24 protein-coding genes are annotated in these 23,355 nt (G+C 73.2%); 13 read left to right on the top strand and 11 right to left on the bottom strand.

Annotation, left to right across the window (positions count from 1 at the left end):
- Positions 1 to 131: 131 nt before the first annotated feature.
- Complete coding sequence (locus tag O7617_RS05860) at positions 132 to 818, bottom strand: IclR family transcriptional regulator (protein WP_007456408.1); 687 nt, start codon at positions 816 to 818, stop codon at positions 132 to 134.
- Positions 819 to 867: 49 nt separating this feature from the next.
- Between O7617_RS05860 and leuC the strand changes: the two genes are divergently transcribed.
- The 4 genes from leuC (at position 868) to O7617_RS05840 (ending at position 5,889) form a co-directional block, all read left to right on the top strand.
- Entirely contained in the window at positions 868 to 2,313 is a 1,446-nt protein-coding gene (leuC, locus tag O7617_RS05855) for a 3-isopropylmalate dehydratase large subunit (RefSeq protein WP_282262033.1), read from the top strand.
- 15 nt (positions 2,314 to 2,328) lie between these two features.
- The gene (gene leuD, locus O7617_RS05850) at positions 2,329 to 2,916 is read left to right on the top strand and encodes a 3-isopropylmalate dehydratase small subunit (protein ID WP_282262032.1); all 588 of its coding nucleotides are present in this window, start codon (positions 2,329 to 2,331) and stop codon (positions 2,914 to 2,916) included.
- A gap of 172 nt (positions 2,917 to 3,088) precedes the next feature.
- Entirely contained in the window at positions 3,089 to 3,760 is a 672-nt protein-coding gene (locus O7617_RS05845) for an HU family DNA-binding protein (protein ID WP_348774172.1), read from the top strand.
- 143 nt (positions 3,761 to 3,903) lie between these two features.
- Entirely contained in the window at positions 3,904 to 5,889 is a 1,986-nt protein-coding gene (locus tag O7617_RS05840; RefSeq protein ID WP_282262030.1) for an endonuclease/exonuclease/phosphatase family protein, read from the top strand.
- 6 nt (positions 5,890 to 5,895) lie between these two features.
- On the opposite strand, the gene O7617_RS05835 is transcribed toward O7617_RS05840, so the two are convergent.
- Genes O7617_RS05835 through cofC form a run of 5 tightly spaced genes read right to left on the bottom strand, consistent with a single transcriptional unit; the run spans position 5,896 to position 11,587 of the window.
- Positions 5,896 to 6,774 (bottom strand): NUDIX hydrolase, encoded by an 879-nt coding sequence (locus O7617_RS05835; RefSeq protein WP_282264648.1) that lies wholly within the window; start codon positions 6,772 to 6,774, stop codon positions 5,896 to 5,898.
- A complete protein-coding gene (locus tag O7617_RS05830) occupies positions 6,762 to 8,282 on the bottom strand; it encodes a CYTH and CHAD domain-containing protein (protein WP_282262029.1) in 1,521 nt (506 codons plus the stop codon). The genes O7617_RS05835 and O7617_RS05830 overlap by 13 nt, the downstream gene beginning before the upstream one ends.
- A 24-nt stretch (positions 8,283 to 8,306) precedes the next feature.
- The gene (locus O7617_RS05825) at positions 8,307 to 10,664 is read right to left on the bottom strand and encodes an RNA degradosome polyphosphate kinase (RefSeq protein WP_282262028.1); all 2,358 of its coding nucleotides are present in this window, start codon (positions 10,662 to 10,664) and stop codon (positions 8,307 to 8,309) included.
- Positions 10,665 to 10,718: 54 nt separating this feature from the next.
- A complete protein-coding gene (locus tag O7617_RS05820; RefSeq protein ID WP_145785123.1) occupies positions 10,719 to 10,916 on the bottom strand; it encodes a cold-shock protein in 198 nt (65 codons plus the stop codon).
- Between the two features lie 23 nt (positions 10,917 to 10,939).
- A complete protein-coding gene (cofC, locus tag O7617_RS05815) occupies positions 10,940 to 11,587 on the bottom strand; it encodes a 2-phospho-L-lactate guanylyltransferase (protein ID WP_282262026.1) in 648 nt (215 codons plus the stop codon).
- A gap of 128 nt (positions 11,588 to 11,715) precedes the next feature.
- On the opposite strand from cofC, the gene O7617_RS05810 reads away from it, so the two are divergent.
- The 5 genes from O7617_RS05810 to O7617_RS05790 all read left to right on the top strand — a co-directional run bounded on the left by O7617_RS05810 (position 11,716) and on the right by O7617_RS05790 (position 16,962).
- Positions 11,716 to 12,459 carry a lysophospholipid acyltransferase family protein gene (locus O7617_RS05810; protein ID WP_282262025.1) on the top strand — a complete coding sequence of 248 codons (744 nt, stop codon included), beginning with the start codon at positions 11,716 to 11,718 and terminating at the stop codon, positions 12,457 to 12,459.
- Positions 12,460 to 12,521: 62 nt separating this feature from the next.
- A complete protein-coding gene (locus O7617_RS05805; protein WP_282264647.1) occupies positions 12,522 to 13,529 on the top strand; it encodes an NAD(P)H-dependent glycerol-3-phosphate dehydrogenase in 1,008 nt (335 codons plus the stop codon).
- 7 nt (positions 13,530 to 13,536) lie between these two features.
- Entirely contained in the window at positions 13,537 to 14,655 is a 1,119-nt protein-coding gene (locus O7617_RS05800; protein ID WP_282262024.1) for a cystathionine gamma-lyase, read from the top strand.
- An 89-nt stretch (positions 14,656 to 14,744) separates the two neighbouring features.
- Entirely contained in the window at positions 14,745 to 15,497 is a 753-nt protein-coding gene (locus tag O7617_RS05795) for a putative protein N(5)-glutamine methyltransferase (RefSeq protein WP_282264646.1), read from the top strand.
- A 415-nt stretch (positions 15,498 to 15,912) separates the two neighbouring features.
- The gene (locus tag O7617_RS05790) at positions 15,913 to 16,962 is read left to right on the top strand and encodes an ROK family protein (protein WP_282262022.1); all 1,050 of its coding nucleotides are present in this window, start codon (positions 15,913 to 15,915) and stop codon (positions 16,960 to 16,962) included.
- Positions 16,963 to 17,290: 328 nt separating this feature from the next.
- Here O7617_RS05790 and O7617_RS05785 read toward each other — a convergent pair whose 3' ends face one another.
- Together O7617_RS05785 and O7617_RS05780 are read right to left on the bottom strand one after the other, a co-directional pair.
- A complete protein-coding gene (locus tag O7617_RS05785) occupies positions 17,291 to 17,491 on the bottom strand; it encodes a DUF397 domain-containing protein (protein ID WP_282262021.1) in 201 nt (66 codons plus the stop codon).
- A gap of 5 nt (positions 17,492 to 17,496) precedes the next feature.
- On the bottom strand, positions 17,497 to 18,342 hold the full coding sequence (locus tag O7617_RS05780; RefSeq protein WP_282262020.1) for a helix-turn-helix transcriptional regulator: 846 nt from the start codon (positions 18,340 to 18,342) through the stop codon (positions 17,497 to 17,499).
- Between the two features lie 278 nt (positions 18,343 to 18,620).
- Here O7617_RS05780 and O7617_RS05775 point away from each other — a divergent pair, with 278 nt between their 5' ends.
- Both O7617_RS05775 and O7617_RS05770 read left to right on the top strand, forming a co-directional pair.
- Entirely contained in the window at positions 18,621 to 18,839 is a 219-nt protein-coding gene (locus O7617_RS05775; RefSeq protein WP_145785114.1) for a hypothetical protein, read from the top strand.
- Positions 18,840 to 19,058: 219 nt separating this feature from the next.
- Positions 19,059 to 20,159 carry a D-alanine--D-alanine ligase family protein gene (locus tag O7617_RS05770; RefSeq protein ID WP_282262017.1) on the top strand — a complete coding sequence of 367 codons (1,101 nt, stop codon included), beginning with the start codon at positions 19,059 to 19,061 and terminating at the stop codon, positions 20,157 to 20,159.
- Positions 20,160 to 20,406: 247 nt separating this feature from the next.
- On the opposite strand, the gene O7617_RS05765 is transcribed toward O7617_RS05770, so the two are convergent.
- Complete coding sequence (locus tag O7617_RS05765) at positions 20,407 to 21,120, bottom strand: DUF3515 family protein (protein WP_282262015.1); 714 nt, start codon at positions 21,118 to 21,120, stop codon at positions 20,407 to 20,409.
- The gene (locus O7617_RS05760; RefSeq protein ID WP_030335303.1) at positions 21,121 to 21,354 is read right to left on the bottom strand and encodes an Lrp/AsnC ligand binding domain-containing protein; all 234 of its coding nucleotides are present in this window, start codon (positions 21,352 to 21,354) and stop codon (positions 21,121 to 21,123) included.
- Positions 21,355 to 21,507: 153 nt separating this feature from the next.
- Between O7617_RS05760 and O7617_RS05755 the strand changes: the two genes are divergently transcribed.
- Together O7617_RS05755 and O7617_RS05750 are read left to right on the top strand one after the other, a co-directional pair.
- Positions 21,508 to 22,440 (top strand): thiamine-phosphate kinase, encoded by a 933-nt coding sequence (locus O7617_RS05755; RefSeq protein ID WP_282264645.1) that lies wholly within the window; start codon positions 21,508 to 21,510, stop codon positions 22,438 to 22,440.
- Between the two features lie 29 nt (positions 22,441 to 22,469).
- Complete coding sequence (locus O7617_RS05750) at positions 22,470 to 22,931, top strand: GNAT family N-acetyltransferase (protein ID WP_282262014.1); 462 nt, start codon at positions 22,470 to 22,472, stop codon at positions 22,929 to 22,931.
- An 85-nt stretch (positions 22,932 to 23,016) separates the two neighbouring features.
- Here O7617_RS05750 and rpmB read toward each other — a convergent pair whose 3' ends face one another.
- A complete protein-coding gene (gene rpmB / locus O7617_RS05745; protein ID WP_011905179.1) occupies positions 23,017 to 23,208 on the bottom strand; it encodes a 50S ribosomal protein L28 in 192 nt (63 codons plus the stop codon).
- Positions 23,209 to 23,355: the final 147 nt, after the last annotated feature.

Here is a 23,355-nt window from a genome sequence, read left to right as displayed (position 1 = left end):
GTCTCCCGCGCGTCGGAGGCAGCAACATCGGGGAAGTTGCGCGGATCTTGGTGCGGGGGTCCGGGGTGCGGGGGTGCGGGGGTGCGGGGGTGCGGGGGTGCGGGGGTGCGGGGGTGCGGGGGTGCGGGAGGTTAGAGGCCGGACAGGCGTTGGCCGGCTCGCACCACGGCCATGGCGTGGCGCTCGCCGGGGCGGCGGCCCAGGCGCTCGATCGGGCCGGAGATGCTGACCGAGGCGATCACCCGACCGGTGCGGTCGCGGATCGGGGCGGAGACGCTCGCCACACCGGCCTCCCGCTCGGCGACGCTCTGCGCCCAGCCTCGGCGGCGTACCTCGGCGAGGGTCCGGCCGGTGAACTTGCTGCGCGGCAGCAGCGGCATCACCGCCTCCGGCGGCTCCCAGGCCAGCAGGATCTGCGCCGCGGAGCCGGCCGTCATCGGCAGCACCGAGCCCACCGGGACGGTGTCCCGCAGGCCGCTGGCCCGCTCTGCCGCCGCCACGCAGATCCGCTCGTCCGCGCGCCGCAGGTAGAGCTGGGCGCTCTCGCCCGTGGCGTCGCGCAACGCGGCGAGCAGGGGCTCGGCGGCGGTCAGCAGGACGTCCGGCGCCGCGTTGGCCAGCTCGCCCAGCCGGGGGCCCGGTCGCCATCGGCCCTGGGTGTCCCGGACCAGCATCCGGTGGATCTCCAGAGCCTGCGCCAGCCGGTGTGCGGTGGCTCGGGGCAGCTTGGTGCGTTCAACGAGTTCGGCCAGGCTGGCGCCGTCGACACAGGCGGCCAGGATGACCACCGCCTTGTCGAGAACGCCGACACCGCTCATACTGTGTCCCACAAGTCGAAACTTACCTCCCAGAATTTAGGATGTCCAGATGGTGGGAGTCACTCCTCAGCCGAGGACCCTGGCCGAGAAGGTCTGGGACGCGCACGTCGTACGGTCCGCCGCCGGTGAGCCGGACCTGCTCTTCATCGACCTGCACCTGCTGCACGAGGTGACCAGCCCGCAGGCGTTCGACGGGCTGCGGCTCGCCGGGCGCCGGGTGCGTCGTACCGACCTGACCCTCGCGACCGAGGACCACAACACCCCGACCGGGTACGCCGACCCGGCGTTCCGCCTCCGCCGTGGTGACCTGCTCACCATCGCGGACCCCACGTCGCGTACGCAGATCGAGACGCTGCGCCGTAACTGCGCCGAGTTCGGGGTGCGCCTGCACCCGCTCGGTGACGACAACCAGGGCATCGTGCACGTGATCGGCCCGCAGCTCGGTGTCACCCAGCCGGGCATGACGATCGTCTGCGGCGACTCGCACACCGCCACCCACGGCGCTTTCGGCGCGCTCGCCTTCGGCATCGGCACCAGTGAGGTGGAGCACGTACTGGCCACCCAGACGCTGCCGCAGAGCCGGCCGAAGACGATGGCCGTGAACGTGACCGGCCGCCTCGCCCCCGGCGTCACCGCCAAGGACCTGGTGCTCGCGCTGATCGCCCAGGTCGGCACCGGCGGTGGGCGCGGGCACATCGTCGAGTACCGCGGCGCGGCGATCCGGGCCCTCTCCATGGAGGGGCGGATGACCATCGCCAACATGTCCATCGAGTGGGGCGCCAAGGCCGGCATGATCGCGCCGGACGAGACGACCTTCGCGTACCTCAAGGGTCGTCCGAACGCGCCTCAGGGCGCGGACTGGGACGCGGCGCTCAAGTGGTGGCGGACGCTGCCCACCGACGAGGGCGCGCGCTTCGACGCCGAGGTGACGCTGGACGCCGGTCAGGTGACCCCGTTCGTCACCTGGGGCACCAACCCCGGGCAGGGTGCGCCGCTGAGCGCGCCGGTGCCGGATCCGGAGGAGTTCGTCACCGATTCGGAGCGGGCCGCCGCGCGCCGCGCCCTGGAGTACATGGACCTGCGTCCCGGCACCCCGCTGCGGGAGCTGCCGATCGACGTGGTCTTCGTGGGCTCCTGCACCAACGGGCGCCTGGAGGACCTGCGGGCCGCCGCCGACGTGTTGCGCGGCCACCGGGTCGCCGACGGCGTTCGGATGCTCGTGGTGCCCGGTTCCGCCGCCGTGCGGGAGGCCGCCGAGGTCGAGGGGTTGGACAAGGTCTTCACCGACGCCGGGGCCGAGTGGCGGTTCGCGGGCTGCTCCATGTGTCTGGGGATGAACCCCGACACGTTGAAGCCGGGCGAGCGTTCCGCCTCCACCTCGAACCGCAACTTCGAGGGCCGTCAGGGCCGGGGTGGGCGTACCCACCTGGTTTCCCCGCCGGTCGCCGCCGCCACCGCCGTGGTCGGTCGGCTGGCCGCCCCCGCCGACCTGTAGAAGGGACGCCAGGAGATGGACAAGTTCACCACCCACACCGGCACCGCCGTGCCGCTGCGCCGGTCCAACGTGGATACCGACCAGATCATCCCCGCCGTGTACCTCAAGCGGGTGACCCGGACGGGCTTCGCCGACGGGCTGTTCAGCGCCTGGCGGGAAGATCCGACATTCGTACTCAACGATGAGAACTATTCCGGGGCGTCGATCCTCATCGCCGGCCCGGAGTTCGGCACCGGCTCCTCCCGGGAACACGCGGTCTGGGCACTGCGGGACTGGGGCTTCCGCGCGGTGGTGGCTCCCCGCTTCGGCGACATCTTCCGGGGCAACGCCCTCAAGGAGGGCCTGTTGCCGGTCGAGTTGGAATTGAAAGCCGTCGAAGAGTTGTGGGACCTGGTGGAGTCGGATCCGACCACTCCGGTGACCGTCGATCTGACCGCCCGGCAGCTCCGGGCGGGCGAGGCCAGCTGGTCGTTCCCGCTGGACGACTTCAGTCGTTGGCGGTTGCTGGAGGGCCTCGATGACATTGGACTAACCCTCCGCCACGCCGCCGACATCGACTCGTACGAGGCGCGCCGACTGCCGTTCCTGCCCTCCGTGGCATAGCCGTACGCCTGCTCGCACAGCGGATTCCACCCCCATCGGTCCAACCGGTGGGGGTGAATCCGTTGCGACACAAGGGCTTTTTTCTACCGAATGTTTGTGTCTAGGCAGCACAGGGCATAACGTGCGCGCAGAATGGCTCGCGTCGAGTCAGTTGCACAATCGGGAGGAAGTCGTGAACAAGGCCGAGCTCATCGAGGCGCTCGCCGTTCGCCTGGGGGACCGGAAGATGGCGACGGCCGCGCTCGACGCGGTCCTCACCGAGGTCCAGGCGGCGGTCACCAAGGGCGAGAAGGTGGCGATCACCGGATTCGGAGCATTCGAAAAGCGTGTGCGTGGCGCACGAACAGCGCGCAACCCGCGTACCGGCGAGGCGGTGAAGGTCAAGAAGACGTCAGTCCCGACCTTCCGCCCCGGCGCCGGGTTCAAGGAGATGGTGGCCAGCGGCAAGGTGCCGAAGGCCACGGTGGCGACGAAGAAGACCGCCACCAGCACCGCCACGGCCAAGGCCACGGGCACCAAGGCGACCGGCGCCAAGGCGACGGCGGCCAAGACGGCCGCCGGCAAGAAGACCGCCCCGGCCAAGGCGAGCAAGACCGCCACGGCGACCAAGACGGCCGCCGGCAAGAAGACCGCCCCGGCCAAGGCGAGCAAGAGCACCACGGCGACCAAGACCGCCGCCAGCAAGAAGACCGCCGCGGCGAAGAAGACCACCGCGGCGACCAAGTCGACCACGGCGAAGAAGACCACCGCGGCGGCGAGCAAGAGCACGGCGGCGAAGAAGGCGCCGGCGAAGAAGGCCCCGGCCAAGAAGGCCCCGGCCAAGAAGGCGGCCGGCAAGCGCTGACCCGACCCACCACCGAAAGGGCGTCCACCGGTTGGTGGGCGCCCTTTCGGCGTACGCGGGCCGTTGACCCGTCCGGTCCGCTCGCGCAGAATCGCCGTGCCGGCTCCCCCTCCGCCGGCCCGTCGACGGGAAATGGGGCGCCGGTGCGCTATCGCCAGCTCACCACCGGGACGCTCGCGCTGGGCGTCATCCTCCTCATCGACGTGCTGCGGGTCTGGCTGCCCGGCATCATCACCATCTTCGGCCAGGCGGCGTCCACCCCGGCCGAGTTGATGGGTGCGTTCGCCCTCGGCTGGTTCGTGCTGGCGCTGGGCGCACCCGCAGTGGTCCGCCGGGTCGGCGCCCGCCCGGTCACCGTCGCCGCCGCCGTCGCGCTCGCCGTCGCCCGGCTGGCACTCACCGCCGCGCCGGGCGGGCGTACGCAGCTCTGGTTGGCCACCGCCGGGCTGCTCGCCGGGTTGGTCTGGCTGGTCGGCGTCGCCGCCGACACCGACCGTCCGGTTCCGGGGCTGGCGTTGGGTTTCGCGGTCAACGCGGCAGTGCACGCGGTGGGGGACACCGTCGACCTGGTCTGGCGGGGCGACTGGGTGGCGTGGCTGCTCAGCTCCGTCATGGTGCTGTTGTTCCTGGTCGGCACGGCACAGCCGGTAGCGCGGGCCGGTGGCGGAGGCGCGCGAGTCGGTGGCGCGCAGACCGATGGTGTGGGCGCGCAGACCGGTGGTGACAGCACGCGGGCCGGTGGCGGTGGCGCGCGGGCCTGGTTGCTGGCCGGGCCGGCGCTACTGCTGGCGGGGATGGTGGCACTCTCCCCGGCGCTGGCCCGGACCGGGATGTCGTACCTGTTCGCCGGGGACGGTGTGGCGGGTTCGCCGCTGTTCGGCCTGGCACCGGTGCCGGTGGCGGTCGCCGCGTTCCTGTACACCGCGTCGACCCGGCCATCCCCGGGGTGGGGTCGGGCGTACGGGCCGGTGGGCTTGCTGGTGGGCGCGGTGCTGTTCGCCGTCGGCCGGGGCGACCTGCTCGTCGCGGCCGTCCTGCTGACCGCCGTCGGTCTCGGCGCCTGCCTCGCCCTGACCGACCACGCCGACCGCCCGACCCCGACGGCAGCGACCGAGCCGACGGCAGCGACCGAACCGGAAGCGGCGACCCGCCGGGGGTACGCGGTGGCCACCGGCATGCTGGCCTTCGCGCTGGGCGCGGTCGGGTACTACTCCGCCTACGACCTCGGATACCCCAACGCGGCGGTGCCCGTTGTGGTGGCCGCCCTGGTCGCCGTCGTGGCGTTCACCGCCCAACCTGCCCTCCAGTGGCTCCCCGGGCCGTTCCCGCCGCTCCGGGCCGCCACGGCGGTCACCGCGCTGGCCCTGCTGGCGCCCGTGCTCGCCGACGAGGTTCCGGTGGCCGACAACCGGGACGGCCCACCGGAGCGGTTGACGGTGGTGGCGTACAACATCCGGATGGGCTTCGGGCTGGACGGTCGGTTCGACCTGGCCGGGCTCACCGAGGTGGTCCACCGGCAACGCCCCGACGTGGTGCTGCTCAGCGAGGTGGACCGCGCCTGGCTGCTCAACGGCGGGCACGACACCCTGGACCTGCTGGCCGACCGGCTCGGCATGCCGTACGTCTTCGGCCCGGCCGCCGACCCGGTCTGGGGCGACGCGGTGCTCAGCCGTTGGCCGATGGACGATGCGCGGAGCCTTCCGCTGCCGGCCGTCGGGGCGCCGACCGGGGCGCAGGCCCTCGCCGTGACGCTCGACCTGAGCGACGGGGTCCGTACCGCGGTGGTCAGCACCCACCTGCAACCGCCGCCCGGGCAGGGCCCGGTGGTCCAGGCCCGCGCGGTCGCCGACTTCGCCATCCGGTACGCCGCCGGCCGACCGCTGGTGGTCGCGGGCGACCTGAACACCGAACCGGGGGACGAGGCGTTCGGACAGTTCACGGCCGCCGGTCTGGTCGACGCGCTGGCTGCCGCCCGCCCGCTGGCGACCAGCCCCGCCGACGACCCCCGCGAGCAGATCGACCACGTCTTCGTCTCCGCCGGTCTGACCCCCAGCGAGCCGGTCGCGCCCAGCAGCACGGCCAGCGACCACCTGCCGGTCGCGGTGACGCTGACCCTGCCGCCCCGCTGACACGCCCTACAGGCGGTCGGCGGCCACCAACCGGTCGGTCGTGAAGGCGAGCAACCAACCGCCGCCCTTGGGCGTGCTGAAGTCCTCGTCGGTGCGGCCGGTGAGCTGTTCCAGGGCGCCCGGCAGCACCTTGCCCTGGCTGCACACCGCGGCCTGCCCACCGCCGTCGGCCAGCTCCAGCAGCCGGGCGGCGGTGGCCAGGATCTGCTCGTCGCTCTGTTGGCCGGGCTGCGGCTCGTCCAGGTCGCCGCACACCTCGATCGGCAGGTCGAGCAGCGCGGCGGCCGGGTCCAGGGTCTGCACACACCGTCGCGGTGAGGCCGACACCAGCCGGGACGGTCGGAGCAGGGCGACCAGAGCGCCGAGCGCCGTCGCCTGAGCCCACCCCTCGGCGTCCAGGGGCCGCCCGACGTCCGGGCCGGACCAGGTGGCCCGCTTACCGGCGTGTGCGTGCCGGACCAACGCGACGGTCGCGGTCACCGACGGAAGCGCGGCGAACGCCGCGAGCACCTCGGCGTCGTGGGGGTAGCTGACCAACCGGATCGCGTCGTCCACCGCGAGCCAGCGGATGTCGTCCACCTCGGTGCCCGGTTGGAAACCTCCGCTGTCGACGGCGAGCATCGACCAGTAGTCGACGAGCTTCGGCTGCCCCTCGCTGCGGTACCGCACCGACGGCAGCCGGACCTGCGGCACGCCCCGCACGTCGGCCTCCTCGGCCACCTCGCGGACCGCCGCCGCCATCGCGTGCTCGCCCGGCTCCAACTTGCCCTTCGGCAGCGTCCAGTCGCCGTACCGGGGGCGGTGCACCACGCAGACGCGTACGCCGTCGGGGGTCGGCCGCCAGGCCACCCCGCCCGCCGCCCGGATGCCCGTCACGGCAGCCAACTCGTCCGCCGCCGTCGGGTGGCCCGGTGCCAGGCCGCCGGGAGGGAAGCCCGCATCAGGTGTACGCACGCGCGTTCCCGCTCGGCGAGCCGCCCGGCGGTGACCGCCAGCTCGTGGTCGTCCGGCCGCTCGGCGGCGATCTCCAGCCAGGTGTCCGCAGCCACCGCCGCGTCCTGGTGCTCGCCGAGGACGTCCTGCACCCGGGCCAGGGCGCGGGACAGCCGGCGCGCGCCCTTGCCGACGGTGGCCGCCACCGCGTTGACCGCGTACCGCGCCTGCTTGGCCTCCTTGCGGACGGCGTGCCACGTGTCGTCCGGCGACCGCGCGTCCAGCCCGTCGACGCCGTCCGGCCCGGTCAGCCGCGCCCAGGGGCGGGCCACCAGCGCGGGCAGCGCCTCCGCCGCGGGCGCGGTCGCCCGGCGGGTGAGCCGGGGCGAGGCGGAGGCCAGCACCAGGGAATCCACCAGAGCCAGGTAACGCGCGCTGCGCAACGCCTCGTCGATGGCGGCGAGTGCCGAGCGCTGCCGGGCGGCGAGCACCTCGTCGAGCCGATCCACCGCCCTCTCGTCGAGCGGACTGAGCGGATCCGCGTCGGCGGTCCGGCGTAGTCGTGCCCGCAACACCTCGGCGTCGCGGGCCGCGCCGAGGACACCGGCCAGCCACCGCAGTTCGGTGCGCAGCGGACGGGCCCAGGTCTTGCGGAGCAACGGTTTGAAGGTGCGTAGGTCACTGCGGAGGCGGCGGCAGGCCACCCGCATCTGGTGTACGCCGGTGTCGCCACCGGCGGCCGGGGCGCGGAGCCGGACCAGCGGGTCGTGCGCCAGCAGTCGGCGGACCTCCTTGCGGAGTGCCTCGGTCACCACGTCACCGGCGGTCGGCTCGGCGGGCAGCCCGGCCGGGGCGACCAGGTCCGGATCGGCCTGCGCCGTCGCGCCCAGCGCCCGTACGTGCTTCGGGGTGAACGACCCTCCCCGGGCGCCCGCCTCGCGCAGCACCGCGCCGACCCGGTCGAGCAGGTCCCGGTCGCCGGCCTTACGTTCGACCTCGAGTTCGCGGAACGTGTCGGTGGTGGCACCGGAGTCGTCCCGCACCGTCACCCGGTCGTCCACCACCTCGGCGAGCACCGTGCCGGCCTGGTCGCACACCTCGTACGCGTGCCGGACCGTCCGGACCACCGTCACCGGCGCCAGCGGCGCCCCCCGGTGCAGGACGGTGACCAGCTCCACCAGCTCCGGCGGCGGCTGCCCCTTCGGCCCCGGGCGGGAGACCTCGTGCCGGACGCCCGGCGTGCCGGTCGGCAGTTTCACCGTCCAGGGCAGCTCGTCGCCCCGGCGGTGACGTAGCGAGGCACCGGCGCGGGCCAGCCTCAGGTCGACGGTGTCGAGGTAGCGTGCGACGAGCGTCACCGGTGGCAGCGCCCGGACCCGACCCCCCGCCGGTGCGGTGGCGGCCAGGTCCGGCAGCACGTAGGTGTCGTCCACCTCGTACTTCTGCTCCTCCTCCACCATCAACCCAGCCTATGCGGTGATCGGTCAGCCGGCCGTGCCACCGACGCGGCGCAACAGCAGTTCCTGCAGATGCGCCGGGGCGCTGTCGTCGGCGCTGGTACGCCGGGTCCAACTGCCGTCGCCGGCCAGCTCGAACGCGTCCACGTCGGGGCTCATGGCGGCGGTCAGCACCTGGTCCAGCTCGGCGCGGGCGACGGGGTCGCTCACCTGCACCAGCGCCTCCACCCGGCGGTCGAGGTTGCGGTGCATGAGGTCCGCCGAACCCATCCAGAACTCGGCCTCACCGTTGTTGCCGAACCGGAAGACCCGGGAGTGCTCCAGGAACCGGCCGAGGATCGAGCGGACCCGGATGTTCTCCGACAGCCCGGGCACCCCGGGGCGCAACGTGCACATGCCCCGGATGAGCAGGTCGACGTGGACGCCGGCCTGGGAGGCCCGGTACAGCGCGTCGGTCACCCCCTCGTCGACCAGCGAGTTGACCTTGAACTGGACCAGGCCGGGCATGCCCAGTCGGACGTGCGAGATCTCCCGCTCGATGCGCTCGATGAGCCCGGCGCGGATGCCCTGCGGAGCGACGAGCAACCGCCGGTACGCGGTCTGCCGGCTGTAGCCGGTGAGGACGTTGAACAGGTCGGTGAGGTCGGCACCGATCTCCGGGTCGGCGGTGAGCATCCCGAAGTCCTCGTACAGTCGGGCGGTCTTCGGGTGGTAGTTGCCGGTGCCGATGTGGCAGTAGCGGCGGATCTGGTTGCCCTCCTGGCGGACCACCAGCGCGGTCTTGCAGTGCGTCTTGAGCCCGACCAGGCCGTACACCACGTGGCAGCCGGCCCGTTCCAACGTACGGGCCCAGCCGATGTTGGCCACCTCGTCGAAGCGGGCCTTCACCTCCACCAGCACCACCACCTGCTTACCGGCGGCGGCCGCGTCGACGAGCGCGTCGACGATCGGGGAGTCGCCGCTGGTGCGGTAGAGGGTCTGCTTGATGGCCAGCACGTTCGGGTCGGCGGCGGCCTGCTCGATGAAGCGCTGCACGCTCGTGGCGAACGAGTGGTACGGGTGATGCACCAAAATGTCGCCGTCGCGCAGGGTGGCGAAGACGCTGCGCGGCACCTCGCCCTCGGCGAGCCGAGGGTGGGTGGCCGGCACGAACGGCGGGTCCTTCAGGTCCGGCCGGTCGGCCTCGCCGTAGACCTGCCACAGCGCGGACAGGTCCAGCAGCCCGGGCACCCGCAGCACGTCCTGGTCGTCCATGTCCAACTCGCGGACGAGCAGCTCCAACATGTGGTCGGAGATCGACGCGGCCACCTCCAGCCGGACCGGTGGGCCGAACCGCCGCCGGGCCAGCTCCCGCTCCAGGGCCTGCAACAGGTCCTCGTCGCGGTCCTCGTCGACCTCCACCTCGGCGTTGCGGGTCACCCGGAACAGGTGGCACTCGACCACCTGCATCCCACTGAACAGCTGCCCCAGGTGCACCGAGATCAGGTCTTCCACCGGCAACATCCGGACGCCCGGCTGGTCCCGGTCCACCCGGACGAAGCGCGGGACGTTGTTGGGCACCTTCACCCGGGCGAACAGCTCGGAGCCGCCGTCGGGGTCACGAACCGCCACCGCCAGGTTCAGTGAGCGCCCCGAGATGTACGGGAACGGGTGCGCCGGGTCCACCGCGAGCGGGGTCAGCACCGGGAAGATGTGCTCCCGGAAGTAGGTGCGCAGCCGCTCCCGCTCCGGGTCGCCCAGCTCGCCCCAGCGCAGGATGCGGATGCCCTCGTCGGCCAGCTTGGGCAGCACGTCGTCCACGAAGCAGGCGGCGTGCCGGGCCACCAGGGCGGCGGTGCGCTCCGCGATCAGCTCCAACTGCGTCCGCAGGGGCAGCCGGTCCCCGCCGCGCACCGGCAGGCCGGCGGAGAGGCGCCGCTTCAGTCCGGCGATGCGCACCATGAAGAACTCGTCCAGGTTGCTGGCGAAGATCGCCAGGAACTTGGCGCGTTCCAGCAGTGGGGTGCGCTGGTCCTCGGCCAGGGTGAGCACCCGGGCGTTGAAGTCGAGCCAGGAGAGCTCCCGGTTGAGGAAACGGTCCTCGGGCAGCGGTGCCGGCGGTTCGTCGTCCTCCTCCTCGGTGGCGGTCGGGAGGTCGACCGGCAGGACCGGATGGACGCCGACGGAGGCGGGGGCGTCCGCCTCGTCGGTCGTCGGCTCGGGTTCGATGACCTCGTCCAGCCCGGAGGAGGCGGCCCCCGGGTCGTCGGCGAGGGTGTCGGCGCGGGCGGCGCCCGCCCGTTCGGCGCGGGACGGGCGGAAGCGGCCGTCGGTCCCGCGCGCGCGGGAACCGTTGCGGAGGTCGGAGGCGGGCTGGCGGGCCGGGTGCTCGCGAGGGGTGCTCACCCGCTCATAATCACCCGATTACGGTGAACGCAAAATGAACTTGGGTTCGCCGGTTCAGATCATCGTCGGCAATGTCACCCGGACGACCGTGCCGTCGGGATCCGTGTCGATGTGGACCCGCTGCCCGAGTCGGAGAAGCCGCAGCCCGGAGGCGTCGAAGGCCCGCGCCGGGAAGCGCATCTCGGTGCCGTCGTCGAGCAGCAGGACACCGCTGCGCGTCGCCGCGTCGTAGCTGGCCACCGTGCCCTGCATGCTGGCACCGTACACCCGGCGGTTCAACCCGCGGACCGGGCCGGGTGAGCGGCGGCGACGAGTGCGGCGGTTCGTGGCCCCAGCCCGAGCCGGGCGGCGGCGGTCAGGTCCGTCGGGGTGTCCACGTCGCGGCGCAGGCTGGGCCAGTCCCCGGTCAGGGGCAGCGCCCCGCTCGCCGCGTGCGCGACCGCCGAACCCACCCCGAAACGGGGGCCCAACGCGAGGCCGGGCGGGGCGGTCAGCAGCACCGTGCCGCTGCCGGGTGCGTCCGGCACGAACCGGCGTACCCCCGGCCGACCGTTCTGGGCCGCGAGCAGCGCGCCGGCCAGCTCGGCCGGGCGCAGCGCCGGCAGGTCCGCGGTGAGACCGGCCACCCAGCCGCCGGTGGTCCCGGCCGCGCCGTGCCGGAACGCCGCGTTCAGGCCGGCGCGCGGCTCGTCCGGCAGCACCCGCGCGCCGCCCGCCCGCGCCGCCTCCGCCACCCGGGCGTCGTCGGTGACCACCAGGGCCTCGGCGACCGCCGGGCAGGCCAGCACCGCGCGAAGGGTGTCGGCCGCCAGGGCCAGCGCCAGCTCCTCGTGCGGTACGCCGGGCAGCGCACCCCGCAGCCGACTCTTGGCCGCGCCCAGCTGCTTCACCGGCACCACCACGGCCCACCTCGGCTGACTCACGTCCGCAATCCTGCCAGCCGGACGACGGGACCCTCGCTGGCCGTACCGGGGGCGAGCAGGCATGATTTCCGCTGCGGGTGTCGCGGGCGGGGTTTCGCGGCGGGGTTGGGGCGCGACGAGGAGGCACAGTGGCACGGCGAAGGCTGGGGTTCTGGCAACGGTTCGCCGTGGGGCTGGTGAAGCCGGTGATGACCGTGTGGACCCGGCGGAGCTGGCGTGGCCAGGAACACCTCCGTCGCGACGGCGGCATGATCATCGTGGCGAACCACCTCTCGCACGCCGACCCGCTGGTCTCTGCGCACTTCATCTACGACTCCGGGCGCTGGCCGCAGTACCTGGGCAAGGCCAGCGTGTTCCGGGTGCCGGTGGTCGGCTGGATCCTGCACCGGTGCCTGCAGATCCCGGTCGAGCGGGGCAGCGTCGACGCGGTCCGCTCGCTGGACAAGATGGTCGCCGCGCTCAACCGGGGCGGCGCCGTGGTGATCTACCCGGAGGGCACCACCACCCGGCAGCCGGAGCTGTGGCCGATGAAGGCCAAGACCGGCGCCGCCCGGTTGGCGCTGGCCACCGGCGCACCCGTCGTACCGGTGGTGATGTGGGGGCCGGAGCGCATCTTCGATCCGCGGACCAGCCGGGTGAACCTGCGCCCCCGAATCCCGGTGACCGTCGTCGCCGGGGAACCGATCGACCTCAGCCGGTGGGCGGACGCCCAGCCGACCCGGGCCACCCTCGAAGAGATGACGGACACCATCATGCTGCGGCTGCGGGACATGCTCGCCGAGATCCGTGGTGGCACACCGCCACCGCTGTGGGAGCGACCGGCCCGGTCGTCCGCCGGCCGCGAGCAGCAGCAGCAGGGTGAAGCGGCATGAGCGAGCGGATCATCGGGCTCAGTGGTGACTCAGGCCGGCGCGGAGCGCAGTGGAGCGGCGGCATGAGTGGGCACGTCGCGGTGCTCGGCGCCGGCTCCTGGGGCACCGCGTTCGCCAAGATCCTCGCCGACGCGGGACGGGACGTGACGGTGTGGGCCCGCCGCGCGCCGGTCGCGGAGAGCATCCGGGCCGAGCGGCGCAACCCGGAGTACCTGCCGGACCTGCTGCTGCCGTCCCGGGTCACCGCCACCGCCGACGCCGCCGAGGCGATCACCGGCGCCGAGCTGGTGGTCCTGGCGGTGCCGTCGCAGACCCTGCGCGGCAACCTCGCCGAGTGGGCCGGGCACCTGCACCCCGACTCCACCCTCGTGTCGTTGATGAAGGGCATCGAGTTGGGCACCACCAAGCGGATGAGCGAGGTCATCGTGGAGACCGCCGGGGTCGCCGCCGACCGGGTGGTCGTGGTCTCCGGTCCGAACCTGGCCCCGGAGATCGCCGCCGAGCAACCCGCCGCGACAGTGGTCGCCGGAACGAACAGACACCGTACGACGCTCGTGCAGTCGTCGATCCGGACGCCGTACCTGCGCCCGTACACCAACGACGACGTGATCGGCTGTGAGCTGGGCGGAGCGGTCAAGAACGTGATCGCCCTGTCGTACGGCATCGCCACCGCGATGGGTTTCGGCGACAACACCCGGGCCATGCTGATGACACGGGGGCTCGCCGAGACGGCCCGGCTGGGTGTGGCGCTCGGCGCGGACCCGATCACCTTCGCCGGCCTCGCGGGCATGGGTGACCTGGTCGCCTCCTGCTCCTCCCCGCTGGCCCGCAACCGCACCTTCGGTGAGCACCTGGGCCGGGGCGAGACGCTCGAGCAGGCCCAGGCCGCCACCCGGCAGACCGCCGAGGGGGTGAAGAGCTGCCTGGCGATCCGTGACCTGGCCCGCGCGCACGGCGTGGAGATGCCGATCACCGAGCACGTCGAGCGGATCTGCCACGAGGGGATGGACCCACGCCTGGCCGTGGAGACCCTGATGAGCCGCACCGCCAAGCCCGAGTCGTACGAGTGAGGATCCGATGAGCGAGTTGGGAGACGGCACCCGCTGCGTACGCGCCGGCCTGCCCGAGCCGACGCCGGGAGACCCGTTCCTGCCGGGGCCGGTCTTCGCCGCGCCGTACCACCTCGACCCGTTCCAGGGTCAGGGCACGTCGCCGAACGGCTACGGTCGCCCGGACAACCCGACCCGGCGGCTGCTGGAGACGGCGGTGGGCGAGTTGGAGGGCGGTGCGTGCCGCGTCTTCTCCACCGGGCAAGCGGCCATCACCGGGCTGCTGCTGACCCTGCTGCGCCCCGGTGACACGGTGGTGCTGCCCACCGACGGATACTTCCCGGTCCGGGCGTTCGCGACCGAAGTGCTGGAGGCGATCGGCGTCCGGGTGCTCTTCGCGCCGACCGCCGGGCCGTACCCGTCGTTCGAGGGTGTCCGGCTGGTGCTCGTGGAGACACCGGCCAACCCGGGCCTGGACGTGGTCGACCTGGTGGCCCTGGCCGAGAGGGTGCACGCCGCCGGCGCGTTGCTCGCGGTGGACAACACCACGGCCACCCCGCTCGGTCAGCGCCCACTCGACCTCGGCGCCGACCTGGTGGTCGCCTCGGGCACGAAGGCTCTCACCGGCCACTCCGACCTGCTGCTGGGTTACCTGGCCAGCCGGTCCACCGAACTGATCGCCGCGGTGACGACGTGGCGGACGACGACCGGTTCGGTCCCGGGGGCGTTCGACGCCTGGTTGGCACACCGGTCACTGTCCACCCTGGACCTGCGGCTGGCCCGGCAGAGCGCGAACGCCGCCGCGGTCGTCGACCTGCTCGCCGACCGGCCGGACGTGACCGGGCTGCGCTGGCCGGGGCGGCCGGACGACCCCGCGTACCCGGTGGCCTCGGCCCAGATGCGCCGGATGCCGGGGGTGCTCTCGTTCGACCTGGGGAGCGCCGAACGGGTGGGCCGGTTCATCGAGGCCGCCCGGCTGGTGGCGGCGGCGACCTCCTTCGGTGGCCTGCACACCACGGCGGACCGCCGGGAACAGTGGGGCGACGACACCGCACCCGGCTTCGTCCGGCTCTCCTGCGGGGCCGAGGACACCGCGGACCTGGTGGCCGACATCGCCGCCGCACTGGACGCGGCCGGGCCGGTCTGAGGACGCCGGTGCCATCACCGTCCCCGACCGACGCCGTGCGCGACGGCGGCCCCCGCCGGGCGTCAGGCGACGTCAGTCGGGCAGCTCTCGTGGGCCGGCTGCGCGCCGCTGGTTGCGTCTACGCCGAGGACGAGGCCGACCTGCTGCTGGCCGCCGCCGATTCACCGGCCGCGTTGGCCGACCTGGCCGACCGGCGGGTGGCCGGTGAACCGCTGGAGTACCTGCTCGGGTGGGCCGAGTTCGCCGGCCTGCGGATCGCCGTCGACGCGGGCGTCTTCGTCCCGCGCGCCCGGACCGCCCTGCTGGTCGAGGTGGCGGTCGAGGTGACCGGCCCGACCCCGGCCGTGGTGGACCTCTGCTGCGGCTCCGGCGCCACCACTGTCGCGCTGGCGCACCGGCTCACGCCACGCTGGCTGGCCGCCGCCGACGTCGACCCGGCGGCCGTCGCGTGCGCGCGGCGCAACGTCGACGGGTTGACCATCGAGGTGTACGAGGGTGACCTCTTCGCGCCCCTGCCCCGGCGCTGGCGGGGGCGGCTGGACCTCGTCCTCTGCAACGCCCCGTACGTGCCGACCGAGGCGGTGGCGTTGATGCCTCCCGAGGCGCGGCTGCACGAGGCCCCGGTGGCCCTCGACGGCGGGCCGGACGGGCTCACCGTGCTGCGCCGGGTCGGCGTCGACGCGGCCGAATGGCTGACCCCGGGAGGGCACCTGGTGGTCGAGGCCGGTGTCACCCAGGTGGACGCGCTCTGCGCCGCGTTCAGCGCCGCCGGCCTGCTCCCCACCGTGCGCCACGACGAGGACCTGGACGCCACCGCGGTCCTCGCCCGCCGCCCCACCTGAGCCTCGCCGCGCTCGGTACCCGCCGGGTGCCCGTCGCCCGCGCCGGGCTGCCCGCGCCAGGTCCCCCCGCCCCCGCGCACAGGGTGCCCCGCGTTGGGGTGCCTCGCGCACAGGGTCCCCCGCGTTGGGGTGCCCCGCCGCCAAGATCCGCACAACATCAGGGATGTTGGTGTCTCCCGCGTGTCGGAGGCAGCAACATCCGGGAAGTTGCGCGGATCTTGGCGTGGGGCGTGGGGCGTGGGGCGTGGGGCGTGGGGCGTGGGGCGTGGGGCGTGGGGCGGGCCGGGCGTGGCGGGGGGCCGGGCGTGGCGGGGGCCGGGCGTGGGGCGTCGGGCGTGGGGCGGGCCGGGCGTGGCGGGGGAGAGGGCTTGGCACTAGCCTCGGCTCACAATCATGACGGCGGGAGGCGGTTTCGGTGGGCAGCGCAGGGGTGCCGGTGGTCGTCGGGTTGGACAACGGCGGCACGAGCAACAACGCCACCGTGCTGACGGTGGACGGCCGCTTCCTGGTGGACGGGCTGCTGGAGATCCCCAGCGAGGTGCAGGCCGGGCCCGAGGCGGCGATCGAGGCGCTGGCCCGGGCGCTGGACGGTGCCCTGGCCCAGACCGGAGTGCCGCGCGAGCTGGTTCAGGCCGTCGGGCTGGACACTCCCGGCCCGGCCAGCGCCGACGGCGTCATCTCGTCGCGGGGCTCCACCAACTTCTCCCAGCCGGCCTGGCGGGGCTTCGACGTACGGGGAGCGCTGCAACGGCGGCTCGGCCTGCCGGTGATCTACCACAATGACGGCAACGCGGCGGCGCTCTACGCGCACCACGTCCACTTCGGCGCCGAGGCGATGACCCGCTCGTCGGTCGCCGCGATCGTCGGCACCGGCCTCGGCGGTGGCGTGGTGGAGAGCGGTCGGGTGATCGCCGGTGCGGCCGGCATGGCCGGGGAACTCGGTCACGTGCACATCCCGCTGAGCGGGCTGCTCGGCCCGGACCAGCCCGAACCCACCTGCGCCTGTGGCTTCACCGGTGACGTCGAAAGCGTCGCCTCGCTGACCGGCATCGAGCGCAACCTGCTGCCGTACTGGCTGACCCGGTACCCGGACCACCCGCTCGCCGCCGAACCGGTGGCCCGGGCCGCGAAGCTGGTACGCGGATACGGCGAACGGGGGGACGCCCTCGCGCGGGACCTGTTCACCCAGCAGGCGATGGCGTTGGGACGGCTGTTCACCGTGGCGGCGAACTTCACCGACCCGCACGCGTACTTCGTCGGCGGTGGAGTGGTCGAGGCGGCGCCGGAGTTCCGCGACTGGTTCCTGGCGACGGTCCGCGAGCACACCGTGCTTCGCGAGGAGCAGGCGGCCGTGGCCACCTTCGCGTTGGTGCCGGACCGGGACATGGCCGGTGCCCGGGGCGTGGCGATCGCCGCCCTGGAAAGGCTGCGTGCGGCTCCGGAGCCCAGCCCGCTGGTCGCCTGAAGCCCGCCCCCTTCCGCCGACTGTGCCTTGAGCCCGGCGTGCCCTGCGCCTGGCGTGCGTTGGGCTGGCCGTGCCGAAGGGCCGTTCGCTGATCGGCCCTGCCTGGGCTGGCCGTGCGTTGGGCTGGCCGTGCCGAGACCGGCCGTGCCGAGACCGGCCGTGCCGAGACCGGCCGTGCCGAGACCGGCCGTGCCGAGACCGGCCGTGCCGAGACCGGCCGTGCCGAGGTGGTCGGCCGGGGCTCGGCCCGGCCCGCCGCGCCCTCTTGTCGACGGCGCGGCGGGCGGTTGGCAGGCGTCGGGTTCGCTGCGTGGGGCGCGGGATCTGGTCAGGGGCGGGGTGGTGCTTGGGCGAAGGCGGCCCAGGCGGCGGTCGGGAACAGCAGGGCCGGGCCGGCCGGGTCCTTGGAGTCGCGGACGGCCACCAGCCGCGGCAGCGCGGCAACCTCGACGCAGGCGCCCTCGTCGCCGCTGCGGCTGCTCTTGCGCCACGCCGCTGCGGCCAAGGCCGCTGTGATTGTCGGTGTCATCGGTCCTACCGTCCCTTCAGGACTGACAGGAGCATCTCGCGGCTGTCCGCCGGGCTGAGCGCCACGCTTCGGAGATGCTCCATGATCTTGGTGCAGGTACGCGTCTCGCCGGCCCGGTCCAGGATCATCTGACCCGCGACTGTCTCCACCGAGGCGATGATCGGGTCCTCCGGGTCGGCGAACTCGAGGATGTGCAGTGAGCCCCGCGTGCCCCGGTGGTAACCGGCCGACAGTGGGATCACCTGGACGCTGATGTTCGGCAGCTCGGCCATCTTGACCAGGTGGCGTAGTTGACCGTCCATCACCGACCGGTCGCCGACCGGGCGTAGCAACGCGCCCTCGTCGATGATCGCGTCGAAGATGGGCGGGTTGTCGCCGGTGAGCCGTTGTTGTCGGTCCAGCCGGATCTTGACCCGTTGCTCCACCAGATCGTCGCCGAGGGTGTGCGGCCCGCCGCGCATCACGCCACGGACGTAGTCGGCGGTCTGCAACAGGCCGGGCACCACCGAGGGCTCGAAGTTGGCGATGGCCGTGGCCTCGGCCTCCAATGCGATGAAGTCGATGGTGCGCGGGTCCAGCAGGTACGAGTACGACACCCACCAGCCCGGCTTGCGGGCGTCTTTGGCGAGTAGCACCGCTGCGGCCACCTCCTCGGCACTCACCCCGTACGACGTGAGCAGGGCGCGCACGGTGGCGGGGGTGATCAGGGTCTGGGCGTTCTCGTATCGGGAGAGGGTGCTGCGGGTGCTGTTGATCTCATCCGCCGCGGTCTCCAGCGTCAGCCCGGCGGCTTCCCGGTGATGGCGCAGGGCGATGCCGAGCCGGCGGGCACGGGCGGTCTTCGGAGCCATACATCGATGGTCGCACACATTCGCGGGAACGTCTGCATGAGAGAACGTCGATGAGAGTTGCATTCACGGCTGTACACGTGTCAATCTGTTATCGCGTCCTCACCACCGGTTGTCGTGGCGACGGTGGTGGTGAGCGACCGGAGGGGATGGGGCGCGCGGCGATCGGGTTTCTCCCCCGTACCCGATCGTCGCGTGCCGCCCCGCCATCCCGGCCCGCCGGAAGGAGACGACGTGGGAACCTGCCCGCAGCCCCCCGCCGTGCACGCGGGCGGCCGTCGATGACCCGCTTCCTCGTGGTGCTCACCGACGTGCGCCCGGTGGAGGGCATCGAGCGCAACGAGCGGGTCGCGCCGGAGCGCCGCCGGCAGGTGGTCGGTGCCAGCAGTCGCGAGGCCGCCGACCGGATCGCCGGGGCGTTCATGGCGCTGGGCATGGTGCGGGCCGGCCGGCAGCGGGTGAAGGTGATAGCCGTCGGTCGACGGCACTCCCGGGACTGAGGTCGACGGCACTCCCGGCGCTGGATAGGCCCAGGTCACCGGCCTGCGAGACCCCTACCGCACCGTCACGCACCGTATATCCTCTGTTGACCGATTGCCGTGTCGTGCCGTGGCTCGCCGGGTATCGCCTCGCCCCGCCGCCACGCACAGTAAGGTCAACCGGGTGAGCGCCACCGGCGAGCACGACCAGCCGCAGTCGCGTACGAAGAGGTGACCGGAGTGACCACCCCAGGCAAGACCCGCGTGGCGATCGTGTTCGGCGGCCGCAGCCCGGAGCACGGCATCTCCTGCGTCAGCGCCGGTAGCGTGTTCGAGGCGCTCGACCCGGACGAGTTCGAGGTGGTGCCCGTCGGCATCACCCGGGCCGGCCAGTGGGTGCTGACCGACGGCGATCCCGCCCAGCTCGCGATCAACGCCCGTCAGTTGCCGGAGATCACCGCCGACTCCGGCGACGACGTCGTGCTGCGCGCCGACCCCACGGGCAACGGGTTGATGGTGCTCGACCCCACCGAGGGTCCGCGGGTGCTGGCCGACGTGGACGTGGTCTTCCCGGTGCTGCACGGCGCGTACGGCGAGGACGGCACCATCCAGGGAATGCTGGAGATGGCCGGCATCCCCTACGTCGGGGCGAACGTGTTCGCGTCCGCCGCCGCGATGGACAAGGAGTTCACCAAGAAGCTCTGCGCCGTCGAGGGCATCCCGGTCGGCGCGTACGCGGTGCTGCGCAACGGGATGACGCTCAGCGAGCAGGACAAGGAGCGGCTGGGCCTGCCGGTGTTCGTCAAGCCGTCCCGGGCCGGGTCGTCGTTCGGCGTCAGCAAGGTCAGCGACTGGGCGCAGCTGGACGACGCGGTCGCCGCCGCCCGGAAGTTCGACCCGAAGGTCATCATCGAGGCCGCCATCGTCGGCCGTGAGATCGAGTGCGGTGTGCTGGAGGGCGAGGCCGGCGGCGCGCCGGAAGCGTCGGTGCTGGCCGAGGTGCGGGTCGTCGCCGACCACGACTTCTACGACTTCGAGGCGAAGTACCTCGACGACTCGTGCGAGTACGACATCCCGGCGAACCTGCCGGAGCGGGTGACCCGCCAGGTGCAGGAGTACGCGGTCCGCGCGTTCACCGCACTGGACTGCGCCGGCCTGGCCCGGGCGGACTTCTTCGTCACGCCCGAGCTGGACGTCTACCTCAACGAGATCAACACGATGCCCGGGTTCACCCCGACGTCGATGTTCCCGCGGATGTGGGCGGCCGCCGGTCTGGAATATCCGAAGCTGGTCAACCGGCTGATCCGCACCGCCCAGCGGCGCGGCGTCGGCCTGCACTGAGTCAGCCGGCCCCGCCCGGTCAGTCGGCGCGGGGCCCGCCCAGCGTCGGCCGTCGACGGCGGGGCCCACGCGACGTGAGCCCGCCGACGGCAGCGTCGGCTCAGCGTCGGCCGCCGATGGCAGTGCCCACGCAACGTGAGCCCGCCGACGGCAGCACCGGCTCAGCGTCGGCCGTCGACGGCAGCGCCGACGTAACCGCCGACGGCAGCCACCGCTCAGCGTCGGCCGCCGACGAGGACGCGCCTGCTCAGCGTTGGCAGCCGGACGGGATGGCGCCGCCGGACGGCACGGTCGCCACGATCGTGCTGGAGATGGCCGGCACCCACTGCAAGGGCTGCTCGTACGAGCGGGGAACCCGCACGGTGATGAGCGTCTCCCGGTCGACGGTGCTGAGCACTGCCGCGTCGGCCTGCTCGGCCAGGTGCCAGCAGACCCGGTTGACCGTCCAGACCTCGTCGGTGCTGGGGAACGTCGGCTCGGTGCCGCCGCAGGCCACGGTGAGCGCCGGATCGCCGTACGCGGCGTTCTGCTCGGGACCGGCGGTCACCGGCCGCTGGGCCAGGTCGCGGATGCTCGCCGGTAGTTGGGAGAGCAGTGCCCGGCAGACGGTGGCCGGTCGAGCGGCCAGCGCCGGGGCGGCCATCTGCACGGGGGTGGTGGACTGCACCTGGACGCCGCCGGCGGACGGTGTCGGCGCGGCGACCGGCGTGTCCGGGGCGAGCTTGGTGAAGGCCAGCACTGCCACCAACAACGTGACGGGCAACGCGATCAACGTGGCCAGGAGGGCGGCACCACGGATGGTCCGGTCCCGACCGGCCGGCGCGGCGGCGGGCTGGTCGGCCGGTTCGCGGTTACCGTCAGCCGGCCCACGCGTCCCGTCAGCCGAGTCACCCGTCCCATCGGCCGCCTCGCGCGTCCCGTCGTCGTCCAACGCGGAGGAGGAGGTCGTCATCTCGTCCACTTACAGCCGCACCACCGAACACGTGAGGGTGCGGGTGATCCCGGGCACCATCTGCACCTTGCTGACGATGAGTTTGCCCAGCTCGTCGACGGTGTTCGCCTCGGTGAGGACGACCACGTCGTACGGCCCGGTGACGGCGTCGACGCGTACGACGCCGGAGATGTCCGCGATGAGACCCGCCACGTCACGTGCGCGGCCGACCTCGGTCTGGATGAGGATGTACGCCTGTACCACGACTCGACCTCCGTCCGTCGCCGCTCGGGAGCGGCCCGAAGGGTGAAACTACCTTACGGACCAGGTCTGATCCCTATCGGTGGTCAAGGAGCAGCGGTGAGCGAGCAGGGCGGAGCCGGGCGGCACGGGCGGAACGGCGGCGGTGGCGTCAGCGTGTCCGGGATCGGGGAGTTCGGGCTGATCGGGAGGATCACCGCTCGACTGTCGTACGGGCCGACGACACTGCTCGGCCCCGGTGACGACGCGGCGGTGGTGACCGCCCCGGACGGCCGGGTGGTGGCCTCCACGGACGTGCTGGTCGACGGGCGACACTTCCGGCGGGACTGGTGCTCGGCCCGCGACGTGGGGCACAAGGCGGCGGCCGCCAACCTGGCGGACATCGCGGCGATGGGCGCGACGCCGACGGCCCTCTTGGTCGCCCTCTGCATGCCGGCGGACCTGGAGACCGGCTGGGCGGAGGAGTTGGCGGACGGGCTGTCCGCGGAGGCGGCGACGGTCGGCGCGAGTGTCGTCGGCGGGGACATGTCCTCCAGTCCCACGCTGACCGTCGCGGTGACCGCGCTCGGCGACCTGCAGGGGCGCCCGCCGGTGGTGCGGTCCGGTGCCCGTCCGGGGGACGTGCTCGCCCTGGCCGGACGCACCGGGTACGCGGGAGCCGGGCTGAACGTGCTCACCCGGGGGTTCCGGACCCCCCGGCTGCTGGTCGAGGCGTACCGGCGGCCGCAGGTGCCCTACCCGGCCGGGCCGCAGGCCGCCACGCTCGGCGCCACCTCGATGATCGACGTGTCGGACGGGCTGCTCGCCGATCTCGGGCACGTGTCGACGGCGAGCGGGGTGGCCATCGACGTCCGCCGGGACGCGTTCGAGGTGCCCCGGCAGATGGCCGACGCCGCGCAGGCGCTCGGCGTCGACCCGTACACCTGGATCCTGGCCGGTGGCGAGGACCACGCGCTGGCCGCGACCTTCCCCCCGGCGGTGGCGTTGCCACCGCAGTGGCGGCCGATCGGTGTGGTCACGCACGGTGGCGGTGTGACCGTCGACGGCGCGCCCTACGACGGCCCGACCGGCTGGGACCACTTCCGTTAGGGCCCGGCACCCGCCGTACCCTGGACACCGTGAGTGAGATCGAGATCCGGGCGGTGCGGTTCGACGCACCGGTGGCGCAGCAGTTGATCCGAGCCGCACTGGCCGACCTCGGTGCCCGCTACGGCGGCTCCGGCGACGACACCCCGGTGGACGCGAGCGAGTTCGAGCCGCCGGACGGTGCGTTCCTGGTGGCCTACCTGGCCGGTGAGCCGGTCGGCTGTGGCGGCTGGCGCAGCCACGGCGCGGACACCGCGGAGTTGAAGCGGATGTACACGGCGCCGGCGGCGCGGGGGCGCGGCGTGGCCCGCGCGGTCCTGGCCGCCGTCGAGCGCTCGGCCCGTGAGCAGGGCCGCAAGCGGGTGGTCCTGGAGTGCGGTGACAAGCAGCCCGAGGCGATCGCCATGTACGGCTCAGCGGGGTACGAGCGGATCCCGAACTTCGGCTTCTACAAGGACGCGGAGGGCTGCGTCTCCTTCGGCCGCACCCTCTGAGGGCGAGCGGTCCCCACCACACGACAGAGCCGGCGGACCTCAGGGTCCGCCGGCTGAGCCGTACGAGAGAGTGGGTGCTACCGCGTCAGGCGCGGGTGACCTTGCCGGCCTTGATGCACGAGGTGCAGACCTTCAACTTCTTGGTGTTGCCGCCACCGGCCGGGGTACGCACCGACTGGATGTTCGGGTTCCAGCGGCGGTTGGTCCGCCGGTGCGAGTGGGACACGTTGTGGCCGAAGCCCGGTCCCTTGCCACAGACGTCGCACACGCTAGCCACGGGATACTCCTGGGATTGATACGTTCATGGGGTCGCCGGCAGGTGCTACCCGGGCAACCTGGTCAGGTTACCCGATGACTCGCCGACCCGGCCAACCGGCCCGGTCCGGCGCTCGTTCGCGCTCCGGCTCCCACCTGGTCGAGGGCC

The sequence above is a fragment of the Micromonospora sp. WMMD1155 genome (assembly GCF_029581275.1).
GTDB lineage: Bacteria > Actinomycetota > Actinomycetes > Mycobacteriales > Micromonosporaceae > Micromonospora.
Note: the sequence above shows the minus strand (reverse complement) of the source record. Positions and strands in the feature narration are given on the sequence as shown.